Below are 12,663 nucleotides of genomic sequence, written 5' to 3' on the forward strand. Positions count from 1 at the left end.
TCCCCTCTTTACTGCAGTTGCGACAACTCCGGCTGGCCGAAGATGATCAATTCACCCTCGTTTACGACCGTACAGGGAATACCTACACGGCCTTCTTTTCGTACGTCGGCAAACTCAGCGCGATGGTCGCGGTACTTAAGAAACGCTTTCAAATTAGCCATGCCGGCCGTAATATCTACGTATTGGAATGGTATGTTGTGATGTGAAAGAAACTCTTTCACGGGAGCACAGCCGGGTCAATGCTGACTGCCAAAGAGAACGATATTTTTCATGTCTAACCTCCCTACAGCGTGTGTGCGCAAAACGCCTTCCCATGGAAGGCGCCAGATTGCAGTATTATGGCAGGGGCAGAGGGACTCGAACCCACAACCAACGGTTTTGGAGACCGCTACTCTACCAATTGAGCTATACCCCTGCGACAAAACAATTATACGCGAGTGCGGCGTCTCGGTCAAGCGAAATCTCGGCTGTCTATTACATAAATTTACAACTTGTGAAGGTGCAGCGCGACTGGTAAAATTGACGTGGACTTATTGTTATTATCGCAAAGGAGGAGTCGTGTGAGCCAGATAATCTACCTCGATGGGCAGTTCGTGACGCGCGAGGAAGCAAAGGTTTCGGTGTATGACCATGGTTTGCTTTACGGCGACGGCATCTTTGAAGGGTTGCGGGTGTACAACGGGCGTATCTTTAAGCTAGAGGAACATATCGACCGACTTTACGAATCGGCCAAGGCAATTATGCTTACTATTCCTATGAACAAACAACAGATGAGCGACGCACATGTCGAGACTGTGCGGCGGAACAACATGCGCGATGTGTACATAAGGACCCTTGTAACCCGTGGCGTAGGAAGCCTAGGCATTGACCCGCGTTCCTGCGCGCGCGCTAGTGTGATTATTATTGTCGACAAGATTTCACTTTACCCCACCGAGTTCTACCAGAAGGGGATTGAGGTTGTCACCGTAGCAACCAGGCGTACTGCTATCGACGCGCTAAGTCCGCGCGTGAAGTCACTTAACTACCTAGGCAACGTCATGGCTAAAATCGAGGTCAACCGCGCCGGGGCATTCGGCGGAATTATGCTTAACAACGAGGGCTACGTTACAGAAGGAACTGCTGACAATATTTTCGTGGTAAAAACTGGCGTTCTGTATACACCGCCGACGCACGTAGGGATTCTCCAAGGCATCACACGGGACACGATCATGGAGTTGGCGGCGCGCGACGGCTACACAGTGCGAGAGCAAGTTATGACTCGCCACGACCTCTATGTGGCCGACGAAATCTTCTTTACCGGTAGCGGCGCTGAAGTTATCCCTGTCATTAACGTAGATGGCCGCAGCATCGGCGACGGCAAACCAGGCGCAATAACTTGGCACTTTATTAACGCCTATCGCACGCTCGTCAACTCAACCGGGCAGCCGGTTTTCTAGGGCCGAGAGTACAGCAACGACAAGGGACAGCCATTAGGCTGTCCCTTTAACTGATGGTTGCTCTATGCGGCGGGCGGGATGACCAGGCGTTGTCCAGGCAGAATGAGGTGAGGGTTCTTTAGCCTGTTGTGGCGAGCTAACACTTCCCAAGTGGTGTTGTGTTTAGCGGCGATTCGCCATAGCACATCTCCAGGTTGGACCACATGGATTACCGGCTCCACAGGCTGTGCGGTGGGTGGCACGGATGGGGTAGGCGGGGTCTCTGGTTTGGGCTCTGTTGGCGGAAGCATCACTACGGTCGGCATGGGGGCCAAAGTTATGCGTCCCTCGATAGCGGCCGACACTGTGCCCCCGAGCGCAGCTATGTGCTCAACTAAGGCTTCCTCTAGTGACATCATGACGGCATGTACGGGAACAGCGGCCAATAGGGCGTACCCATCGCCGCCCGCGGCCAAGAAGTCGTTCGTGGCCATAGTGTACTCTTTATCTGGTTGGAGGACTTGCCCTTTCACCTTCACGGAGTGAATGCGCTTACCTGCTTCGCGCGTAGAGTCAATTGAGTATGTCAGGCCTGCTACTTGCAGGAAGCCGCCGTTTTGTGCCGGCAACAGTCTAGCGCTAATCTCAAGCAGTTCTAAGACTTGCGCACCTCTGATCTTCTGAGTCACAACCAAGTTGCCAAAGGGCAGTACGTCAAACACGTGACGGCGCGTAACCTGCCCGGCAGGAATGCTCGCGCGAATGCCGCCGCCATTTGTCACTGCGAAATCGGCACCGGTAACGCGCAGCATCGCGTCAGTCACGAGGTTCCCGAGATTGCTTTCGGCGGTGCGAACTACTGCGCGGTCGCCCTCGAGCCGCACGGTGGTGCTGCCGATGACCTGCGCGTGAATAGCATTCACCTGCTGGTTGTAGCGATTGATTACTTCTAGCACGCGGGCGTCTTGGGCCACGGCCGTGGATTGGGTGGCCTCAATCAAGCCGTTAGACATGCGCACGCCGCTCTGGTCAAACACAACGTCGACACGCCCTAAGTGATTGCCAAACTCACCGGCTTGCACAATGAGGGTGCGCCCTACTTGCATGGCACCAAAATCGTGGCTGTGGCCGTCAATGATTAGGTCAATGCCTTGAACGTCGCGGGCGAGGGCGCGGCTGGTATAGTCGCCGTCTTGCCCAAGATGGGCTAGCACAACGATGAGGTCAGCTTGGGCTCGCAGCGAACTCACCAAACGGCTGATGCTTTCGGCGGGGTTGCGAAAGGTGAGGCCGACTACATTGCGCGGGTGGGTCTTGTAAGCAGTCTCCGGCGTAGCTATGCCAATAATGGCGATGCGTCTACCGCCCACAGTTCTGACTACGTGTGATGGGAGGGTGCTGCCCTCGATGTTCGCGGCAAGCAGGGGGAACCTAGCCATGCCGGCAAGCTCAAGTAGGCGTTCCTGGCCAAAGTTGAAGTCATGGTTACCTGGGACCATCGCGTCGTACTGCATGACGTTCATGATATCGACGATAGCTTGTCCCGTAGACAAATTGGCGATGGATTGCCCGTGAAAGGCGTCGCCCGCCTCAAGCAAGAGAACATTGGGATTGGCCGCGCGTTCTGCCTGCACAAGCGTCGCTATGCGCGCGTACCCGAGGGTGGTGGCTGAAGAAGCAACCCGAGCGTGAATGTCGTTGGTGTAGAAGATAGTGACAGTTGTGGGCGCCGAGGCCGCCGTAATTCCGCTGAACAACGACAGAACAAGCACTGTAGCCGTTAGCAGCGCGACCAGGCGTCGGGAAAATATGGATGATTTCATGACTGACCTCCTCTATGTAGATTGATGTGCGGCTACTTAGATAATAGTACAGCTGCGACGGTTTGTCATGTGGATTGGGAGTTTAATGTGCAGGAATGTGCAGGGAAAGAGAGAAGGTTTATCGAGAATCGAACGATTCAAGTCGACGTCACATGAAAGGAATAACGAACATGCGGCATGTTACCTCACGCTTAGCTTGGCGAGGGGCGGCCTGGCTCTTGCTGACGGCATTAGCTTTGACGGTCATTTTAGTAGCCGCCTGCATGCGTGCAGACGCCGGGGCGGTGAACGTCGTGTCTGTTACCGATGGAGACACAATCAGAGTCGTACTGCAGGGCAGGGAAGAACCCGTGCGGTTAATAGGAATCGATACGCCAGAGCTCAGACCACGGCCTACGCCATTTGCACGCCAGGCACATGCCCATTTGCGGGAGCTTCTTTCACGACGCAGGGTTTGGCTGGAGTTTGATGCCACCGAGCGGGATAGATACGGGCGAGTGCTCGCCTACGTATGGCTTATACCGCCAGGGGCAGCAAGAGACCCGCGTGTAGATATGGTTAATGCGGCGATGGTACTGGCCGGGTGGGCGGAAGCGCTGGAAGTGCGGCCGAACACTAAGTATGCCGCGCTCTTTGTCGCGCTGCAAAATGAAGCGAAAGCCGCGCGCCGAGGACGGTGGCGGGACACGCGCTAGGGCAGGGAGGTTTCTAGCACTATACAGCGAGGTAGAGTATAATCTATCTGCAAAACAACCTGAGAGGGGCAGTTGCGTGTTTAAGAATGAGACTTCCGCTGCAGTTACCATTGAGCTTGACCGGGTGCTACCGCAGTATCCGGAGTTTGTGTCGGGCATTCGTCGCGCGCCACACCGCGGCTTTAGCTTAAGCCAAAGCATGACGGAGACCGCCCTGAAGAACGCTCTGCGCTATGTGCCGAAGGAGTGGCACGAGGCACTTGCGCCCGAGTTCCTAGACGAACTTATCTCACGCGGTCGAATTTATGGCTACCGCTTTAGACCCGTAGGCGCAATTAAAGCTAAGCCTGTTCACGAGTACAAAGGCAAATGCCTTGAGGGCAAGGCCTTTCAGGTGATGATTGACAATAACCTCGATTTTGACGTCGCGCTTTACCCCTACGAACTCGTTACCTACGGCGAGACGGGTCGGGTATGTCAAAACTGGATGCAGTATCGCCTTATAAAGAAGTATCTAGAAGTCTTAACGCAAGATCAAACGCTAGTCATTGAGTCCGGTCACCCGTTAGGCTTGTTCCGGTCGCGACCGGAGGCGCCTCGCGTGATTATAACTAACGCTTTAATGGTCGGCATGTTCGATAACGAACGCGACTGGGACATCGCCGAGCAGATGGGTGTCGCCAACTACGGTCAAATGACCGCCGGCGGCTGGATGTATATCGGACCGCAGGGTATCGTGCATGGCACGTTTAACACTTTGCTTAACGCGGGCCGCTTAAAGCTTGGCTTAAAGCCCGAGCAGGACCTCCGCGGCGTGATGTTTGTTTCGTCGGGACTCGGAGGCATGAGCGGTGCACAGCCGAAGGCAATGGAGATTGCGGGTGGGGTAGCCGTTATCGCCGAGGTAGACTACTCGCGCATTGAGACCAGGCACAGCCAGGGTTGGGTCGGAAAAGTCACTGGGGACTTAAGCGAGGTATTTGCGTGGGCAGGGGAGGCACTGCGCGAGGGGAGGCCGCTCTCGGTCGCCTACCACGGCAATATTGTCGACTTGCTGGCGTATGCGGTCGAGAACGACATAAAGATTGACCTGCTTTCCGACCAAACTTCGCTCCATGCGGTAGGGGGATACTGCCCGCAGGGGATAACCTTTGCCGAGCGTACGGCGATGCTTCGCGACGACCGCACGCGCTTTCTTAAGCTAGTAGATGAGAGCCTGCGTCAACATTATCGGCTGGTTAAGGCCCTAGTCGAGCGGGGAACGTATTTCTTCGATTACGGCAATTCGTTCCTTAAAGCCGTATTTGATGCCGGCGTGAAGGAGATATCGCGCAATGGCCGGGACGAAAAAGAGGGGTTTGTCTTCCCGTCCTACGTAGAAGACATCATGGGCCCCGAGCTTTTTGATTTCGGCTATGGGCCGTTTAGGTGGGTGTGCTTAAGCGGCGATCCTCTGGACTTAGAAAAGACAGATGCGGCGGCTATGGCCTGCATTGACCCCAAACGGCGGGCGCAAGACCGCGACAACTATAATTGGATTCGCGATGCAGCCAAGAACAAGCTAGTTGTTGGCACAAAAGCGCGCATCCTGTACCAAGACGCCGGTGGGCGCCTGCGCATTGCGCTTAAGTTTAACGAAATGGTGCGCAAGGGCGAAGTAGGCCCGATTATGCTCGGGCGCGACCACCACGACACAGCCGGCACGGATTCGCCGTTTAGAGAAACTGCCAATATTAGGGATGGCAGCAACGTGATGGCCGACATGGCCACGCAGTGCTTTGCCGGGAACGCGGCGCGCGGCATGAGCTTGGTGGCGCTGCATAACGGCGGCGGTGTGGGCATCGGCAAGGCCATTAACGGCGGCTTTGGCATGGTGCTTGACGGTAGCGCGCGCGTAGACGCCATTTTGCGTGCGGCGATGCCCTGGGACGTTATGGGCGGCGTAGCGCGCCGCGCGTGGGCGCGTAACCCTAATTCCATCGCCACATGTCAAGCCTATAACGCAGAGAACGCCGGCACCGACCATATTACACTGCCGCATGTAGCGGACGACGACCTGGTTGCGCGGCTGGTGCAGACGGAGTTTGCAAAGCGTTAGGCGTGACGTAGAGGCAATCATGAATCGTGAATCGTGAACTTGGGGCCTTCCGCTTTACGCTGAGACCGTGAGCCGTAAGCGGTCAGCTGTAAGCTGTGAGCCGGGAGCTAGGAGCTCCCCCCTCGACGCTAGTTAACATAATATATCTTATACGACTCAAGGACATGCCAAAAAAGAGAGTCCTTAGGTGTTATCCTGAGGACTCTGTTGCGCGTAAGTTGAGCTGTGAGCAAGCAGAACGAGGTAAAACGAGGTAAAAGGTGGTAAGGTCAAAGGGGAACCGGTCACTACAGCGACACCGCACTACTGAGCACGGAGCACGAAGCACGGAGCACGTCCTTCTCTACCGCGAGCATGGAGCCGTCAGCACTCTCCACAAAGTGCCAAGTGCTAAGTGCTAAGTGCTGCCCTCTACCAGGAGCCAGCTCTCTCCACGCAGTGCTAAGTGCCAAGTGCCAAGTGCTAAGTGCACTCCTTAGCAAATGGTATCCGCTTGCCACCGCAGGTAGTTGGCGAAGCGCTGGCGCGATTCGCGCTCAGCCTGGGCAAGCAGGGCTTCTTTGATGTGTTCGGGTTGCTGATTAAGTGCCATGAAGCGCGTCTCCCCGAGGAGAAACTCGCGGAAGTTCCAGGTCGGCTTGCTAAAGTCGAGTACGAACGGATTCTTGTTTTCGTCAGCGAGTAGTGGATTGTAGCGGTACAGCGGCCAGTAACCGCACTCCACAGCCTTCTTGCCCTCAAGCTGGCTCTTCGCCATATCAATACCATGCGCAATGCAAGGCGCATAGGCAATGACTAGTGACGGACCGGGGTACTGTTCGGCTTCCAGCATAGCCTTTAGGGTCTGGTTGCGGTTCGCCCCGCTGCAAATGGAGGCTACATAGACATAGCCGTAGCCCATCATCATGCGGCCTAGGTCTTTCTTGTGTGTGCGCTTGCCGCCGGTGGCGAATTTGGCGATTGCGCCGGTAGGCGTAGCTTTTGAGGACTGTCCGCCAGTGTTGCTGTACACTTCTGTATCGAGCACGAGCACGTTGATATCGACATTAGAGGCCAAGACATGGTCAAGTCCGCCAAAGCCGATATCGTAAGCCCAACCGTCGCCACCGATAACCCATATGGATTTCTTTGTAAGATACGGCGAAAGCTCCTCTACTTCCCGCAGTGTCGCAACAAGGCCATCGTTTGCCGCACCTAATGCAGACGGCAGCAGGGCGCGTATGCGGTCCCCCTGCTTCCGCGATTCGTCGGCGTCCTGTTTGCCTGCTACCCAAGCTGTGCAGGCCTCGCGCAGTTCATCGCTTAACGCGCTCTCCCCCGCTAGCGTCGAGAGCAGTTCGGCCAACTTCTCACGCTTTTGCGCCACCGCTAAAGCCATACCGTAGCCAAACTCAGCATTATCTTCAAAGAGCGAGTTAGCCCAGGCCGGACCATGCCCTGCGGTATTGGTGGTGAAGGGGCATGACGGTGCGCTGCCGCCATAGATTGAGCTGCAGCCCGTGGCGTTTGCGATCATCATGCGGTCGCCAAAGAGCTGGGTTAAGAGCTTAATATAGGGCGTTTCACCGCAACCCGCGCAGGCTCCCGAGTATTCAAAGAGAGGCTGCTTAAACTGGCTATTCATCACGGTGGTTGGCTTTACGTCGATGTTTGGTTCGGGCAATGCGGTGAGAAACTCAAACTTCTCTAGCTCAACTTGCCCTACCCTCTCGAGTGGGGTGAGAGTCAGCGACTTCACCTTGGTGGGGCATACGTCCACGCAGTTGCCGCAACCCGTGCAATCAAGCGGTGACACTTGCATAAAGTACTCAAAACCCGCCAGCTCTTTATTGGTAGCAGGCTTGCCAACTAGAGCCTCCGGTGCGGTTTGCACTTCGGCGGGCTGCGCTAGATAAGGCCTAATTGCCGCATGTGGGCAGACAAAAGCGCACTGGTTGCACTGAATGCAGGTCTCGGGATTCCAGACCGGCACTTCTAATGCGATGCCGCGCTTCTCGTGCTGCGAAGTGCCCAACGGAAACACTCCGTCGTCGCTAAAGGCACTGACAGGGAGCTCGTCTCCACGTAGAGCCGTCATGGGGCGAAGAATGTCAGAGATAAAGGGCGGCTCTGTCTTGCCTGTTTCCTTGGCTTCTGGTTCTGTATCTGCCCAAGTTGCGGGGTAATCGATGCGTGTCAGGGCGGATAGCGCGCGTTCTACGGCAGCAAAGTTTTGCTCCACAACGGCTTCACCCTTTTTGCCATAGGTCTTCTTAATGGCTTCTTTGATGAGTTGTGTGGCATACGTGCTGTCCATAACCTTAGTCAGGGCAAAGAAGGCTACCTGCATAATTGTGTTGATGCGGCCCCCCTGCCCCACTTCGCGCGCAATCTTGGCAGCGTCAAGGTTATAGAACTTGAGCTCGCGTGCGGCAATTGTGTGGCGGAGAGAAGCCGGGAGTTTCATATCCATCTCTTCTGTCGTCCAAGGCGAGTTAAGCAAGAAAGTGCCGCCCCTCTTTATCCCCTGAAGCAAATCGTACCGCCCGACAAACGAGGGGTGATGGCAGGCAATAAAGTCAGCCTCGCCAACAAGATACGGACTTTTGATGGGGCTACTGCCGAAGCGCAAGTGCGAGACAGTAATCCCGCCGGACTTCTTGGAGTCATATACGAAGTAGCCCTGGGCGTAAAGGTCGGTATGATCACCGATAATCTTAATAGAGTTTTTATTGGCACCGACAGTGCCGTCCGCGCCTAGGCCAAAAAACTTGCAGCGATAGACATCTGGCGGCGTGGTATCGATGTGGTCGGTCACCGGCAGCGAGGTGAAAGTGACGTCGTCGTTTATTCCTACGGTAAAGTGATTCTTAGGGGAGTTCAGCCTGAGGTTGTCGAACACCGCTTTGACCATAGAAGGGGTGAACTCCTTGAGCCCGAGGCCAAACCGTCCCCCGATAATGGTCTTGGCCATGCCTAGTTCCGAGTACACAGTACAAACGTCCTGGTACAGCGGCTCGCCAAGTGACCCGGGCTCCTTGGTGCGATCAAGCACGGCTAGATGGGTGACGCTCGCCGGTACTACTTTTAAGAAGTGCTCAGTACTAAAGGGTCGATACAGACGTACCTTAACGACGCCTAGCTTTTCGCCGCGAGCGTTCAGGTAGTTAACTGTCTCTTCTACCGTCTCGGCACCCGAACCCATAATGACTATAACGTGCGTCGCGTCTGGCGCACCTACGTAGTCAAAAGGCTGATGGTGACGCCCTGTCAGCTCACCTACTTGACGCATCACATCTGCAACAATGTTCGGAGCCGCCAAGTAGTACTTGTTACTCGCCTCGCGACCCTGAAAGTAGATGTCTGGGTTTTGAGCAGTGCCGCGCTGCTTCGGAAACTCAGGATTCTGGGCCCGGTCACGGAAGTCACGCACCGCTTCCATGTCTACTAGGCTCCGCATTTCCTCATAGCTAATCTCGCTCACCTTCTGAACCTCATGCGAGGTGCGGAAGCCGTCAAAAAAGTGCAGGAAAGGTACCTTGGTCCGGAGTGTTGCTAGGTGCGCAACTAAGGCCAAGTCCATAGTCTCCTGGACAGAAGCTGAAGCTAACATGGCAAAACCCGTGTGTCTAGTCGACATCACGTCCGAATGATCGCCATAGATTGAGAGGGCATGCGTAGCTAAGGCTCGCGCCGATACGTGGAAAACCGTGGGCAAGAGCTCGCCCGCAATCTTGTACATGTTCGGTATCATCAACAAGAGCCCCTGTGATGCGGTAAAGGTCGTCGTCAACCCGCCCGCGACCAAAGAGCCATGCACCGCCCCCGCCGCTCCCGCTTCGGACTGCAGCTCTGTTACTGACACAGTTTGCCCCCACATGTTTTTCTTGCCGCCCGCCGCCCATTCATCGGCCATTTCGCCCATGTTAGACGAAGGCGTGATGGGGTAAATGGCAGCTACATCGCTGAAAGCATAGGCGACATGTGCAGCCGCTGTGTTGCCGTCAATAGTAACTTTACGACTAACCATAGTGTATATCCCCTTTTCCGTGAGTGCGTAAGTATCGCACTCTATGCATACAGTATACAATATTCTCCTTCGTTTTGTCATTACCCAAGCACATCTTTCGCAAATAGAAACTTCGGCTCATGCAGGTCTTACGACAATGTTGACCAGGCTACCCTTGATCACAATGACTTTTTGCACCACCATGTCTGATAGAAAGGGCGCGGCTTTTTCCGCTGTGAGGGCTGTGGCCTTGATCGTTTCCTCGTCGGCGTCGCTGGCCACGCGGATTTTGTCTCGGATGCGGCCGTTTACTTGTACCGCAAGCTCGACGGTGTCCTTGACTAGAGCGGACTCCAGATGTACTGGCCAAGGTTGTCGATGGACTGACTCGACGTACCCAAGTTGTGACCACAGCTCCTCGGCGAGATGCGGCGCAAAAGGCGCTAAGAGGCGGACAAAGGTGGCGAACGATTCGTGTATGAACTGCCCGTGCTTAGTCGGAGCCTCGGCATCGTAGCGGTTAAAGGCGTTAAGTAGCTCCATCAGGCGCGAAATACACGTGTTGAAGCCGAAGGCTTCTACGTCGCGGGTGATGCTTTTAACTGCATGGTGAAGCACGTACTCCACCTCGCGCTCGGCTGGCCCTAGCGCTCCTCCGCTCACGTCCCATCTCTCACCTCTTGGCTCTCGCTGCATATCCCCCACCCTGTCGGCAAAGCGCTCCACACGTTCCACGAAACGCGCCACCGCCTTAATGCCTTCCTCGCTCCAAGGGCCTCCTTCGAGGTAGTTAAAGCCAAACTGGAGATACAGCCGGAAGACATCCGAGCCATAGGAGTCAATATATGAATCAGGCGATACGGTGTTCCCCTTGGATTTGCTCATCTTCTCGCCGTCTGCACCTAGGATGATGCCTTGGTGCGTCAGGGCCTTGAACGGCTCCGTGAAGTTGACATAGCCCATGTCGTGGAGAGCGTGGGTGATAAAACGCGCATAGAGTAAGTGCATTACCGCGTGCTCCGGCCCGCCTACATACATGTCCACAGGAAGCATCTGGTTAATCCAATTTGGATCCCAGGCCGCCGCGACATTTTTGTTGTCGGGATAGCGCAAGAAGTACCAGGACGAGCAGACAAACGTGTCTAAGGTGTCGGTGTCGCGTCTTGCTTCCCCACCGCACTCGGGGCATTTCGTCCGGATAAAGTCCTCGGATTTAGACAGGGGTGACTTCCCGTCTGGGGTAAAATCTACGTTATACGGCAGCAACACGGGTAACTGCTCTTCGGGTACAGGCACCATACCGCACCTGTCGCAATACACGATGGGAATAGGCGCGCCCCAGTAGCGCTGGCGCGACACCAGCCAGTCGCGCAGGCGGTAGTTGACAGTCTCCGAGGCGTGGCCTGTTGCCTGCAAATGCTCCACGACTTTCGTTCGCGCTTGTGCGGAAGTAAGGCCGTTAAACTCGCGGCTATTGACGAGTACCCCATCCTCCACGAACGGCAAAGAATCGTCTAGGTCAGCATTTGTAGCCCCAATTACGCGCGGGATAGCTAGTCCGTACTGCTTGGCAAAGGCAAAATCGCGCGTGTCATGCCCGGGTACCGCCATTACGGCACCGGTACCATAGCTAGCTAATACATAGTCGGCTATCCAAATCGGCAGGCGTTCTCCTGTTATTGGGTGAAGCGCATACGCCCCAATAAATACGCCGCTCTTGGCGTGGGCTGTGGAAAGGCGTTCGATTTCGCTTTGTCTGTTAACGTACTCGCGATAGGTTTCTACGCTTCCCCGGTATGCGGGCAAAGTGAGCTCATCGACCAGGGCGAGTTCCGGAGCTAACACTAGGTACGTGCAGCCGAGAAGCGTGTCGGCACGGGTAGTAAAAACAGGGATTGCCGCTGTGCTGTTCTCGACCGCAAAGCGTATGGTTGCCCCTATGCTCTTGCCTATCCAGTTCCTCTGCATGGTCTTGGTCTTCTCAGGCCAGCGCAGTTCATCAAGCCCTGCCAAAAGTTGATCAGCGTAGGCAGTAATCTTAAAGAACCACTGCGTCAAGTTCTTTTTCGTCACTTCTGTTTGGCACCGCTCGCAATGTGCCCCGTCTACCTGTTCATTGGCCAGTGATGTGTTACAGCTCGGGCACCAGTTGACGGGGGCTTCTTTGCGGTAGCTTAGGCCGCGCTCATAGAGTTTAAGGAATAACCACTGCGTCCACTTGTAGTAATCCGGCTCGCAGGTGACAACCTCGTAATCCCAGTCAAACATCGCACCCATGGTCCTTAGTTGTTGGCGCATCGTCTGGATGTTGCTCAGCGTGGAATCACGGGGATGCACACCGGTCTTGATGGCGTAGTTCTCTGCCGGCAATCCAAAGGCATCAAAGCCCATCGGCTCAAACACTTCAAAGCCCTGCATGCGTTTGGCGCGCGCCCAGGAATCTGTTAGGCCAAAATTCCACCAGTGGCCTACATGCAGTTTTGCGCCCGAGGGGTACGAGAACATCTCCAAGCAGTAGAGCTTCTTCCCTACATTCTCGCGGCTAAAGCGATAGATACCTGTCTCTTCCCACTTTTGCTGCCACTTAGCGTCAATGTGCTTGCCATACTTCGCCATACACTCATCTCCTTAAGTAAAAAAGCCT

Annotated in this window: 7 protein-coding genes and 1 tRNA gene; 3 read left to right on the top strand and 5 right to left on the bottom strand. The window is 55.2% G+C overall.

The features are described from left to right. Positions 1 to 8 precede the first annotated feature (8 nt). Both KGZ66_02380 and KGZ66_02385 read right to left on the bottom strand, forming a co-directional pair. The gene (locus KGZ66_02380) at positions 9 to 221 is read right to left on the bottom strand and encodes a hypothetical protein (protein ID MBS3984435.1); all 213 of its coding nucleotides are present in this window, start codon (positions 219 to 221) and stop codon (positions 9 to 11) included. Between the two features lie 118 nt (positions 222 to 339). Beyond that, positions 340 to 415, bottom strand: a tRNA-Trp gene (locus tag KGZ66_02385). Positions 416 to 560: 145 nt separating this feature from the next. On the opposite strand from KGZ66_02385, the gene ilvE reads away from it, so the two are divergent. Then, positions 561 to 1,436 carry a branched-chain-amino-acid transaminase gene (gene ilvE, locus KGZ66_02390; protein MBS3984436.1) on the top strand — a complete coding sequence of 292 codons (876 nt, stop codon included), beginning with the start codon at positions 561 to 563 and terminating at the stop codon, positions 1,434 to 1,436. 62 nt (positions 1,437 to 1,498) lie between these two features. Here ilvE and KGZ66_02395 read toward each other — a convergent pair whose 3' ends face one another. Then, complete coding sequence (locus tag KGZ66_02395; protein MBS3984437.1) at positions 1,499 to 3,238, bottom strand: 5'-nucleotidase C-terminal domain-containing protein; 1,740 nt, start codon at positions 3,236 to 3,238, stop codon at positions 1,499 to 1,501. A gap of 170 nt (positions 3,239 to 3,408) precedes the next feature. Here KGZ66_02395 and KGZ66_02400 point away from each other — a divergent pair, with 170 nt between their 5' ends. Continuing rightward, on the top strand, positions 3,409 to 3,933 hold the full coding sequence (locus KGZ66_02400; GenBank protein MBS3984438.1) for a thermonuclease family protein: 525 nt from the start codon (positions 3,409 to 3,411) through the stop codon (positions 3,931 to 3,933). Beyond that, the gene (locus KGZ66_02405; GenBank protein ID MBS3984439.1) at positions 3,887 to 6,031 is read left to right on the top strand and encodes a urocanate hydratase; all 2,145 of its coding nucleotides are present in this window, start codon (positions 3,887 to 3,889) and stop codon (positions 6,029 to 6,031) included. Before KGZ66_02400 ends, KGZ66_02405 begins: the two co-directional genes overlap by 47 nt. A 475-nt stretch (positions 6,032 to 6,506) precedes the next feature. Here KGZ66_02405 and nifJ read toward each other — a convergent pair whose 3' ends face one another. Together nifJ and leuS are read right to left on the bottom strand one after the other, a co-directional pair. Beyond that, complete coding sequence (gene nifJ / locus KGZ66_02410; protein ID MBS3984440.1) at positions 6,507 to 10,040, bottom strand: pyruvate:ferredoxin (flavodoxin) oxidoreductase; 3,534 nt, start codon at positions 10,038 to 10,040, stop codon at positions 6,507 to 6,509. Between the two features lie 117 nt (positions 10,041 to 10,157). Next, positions 10,158 to 12,635: a leucine--tRNA ligase gene (leuS, locus tag KGZ66_02415; GenBank protein ID MBS3984441.1), complete on the bottom strand. Its 2,478-nt coding sequence runs from the start codon at positions 12,633 to 12,635 to the stop codon at positions 10,158 to 10,160. Positions 12,636 to 12,663: the final 28 nt, after the last annotated feature.

The organism is Selenomonadales bacterium, from assembly GCA_018335585.1.
Taxonomy (GTDB): domain Bacteria; phylum Bacillota; class UBA994; order UBA994; family UBA994; genus UBA994.

Coding starts and splice junctions, on each gene's coding strand:
- KGZ66_02395 (MBS3984437.1), bottom strand. CDS start 3,238: ATGAAATCATCCATATTTTCCCGACGCCTGGTCGCGCTGCTAACGGCT.
- KGZ66_02400 (MBS3984438.1), top strand. CDS start 3,409: ATGCGGCATGTTACCTCACGCTTAGCTTGGCGAGGGGCGGCCTGGCTC.
- KGZ66_02405 (MBS3984439.1), top strand. CDS start 3,887: ATGAAGCGAAAGCCGCGCGCCGAGGACGGTGGCGGGACACGCGCTAGG.
- nifJ (MBS3984440.1), bottom strand. CDS start 10,040: ATGGTTAGTCGTAAAGTTACTATTGACGGCAACACAGCGGCTGCACAT.
- leuS (MBS3984441.1), bottom strand. CDS start 12,635: ATGGCGAAGTATGGCAAGCACATTGACGCTAAGTGGCAGCAAAAGTGG.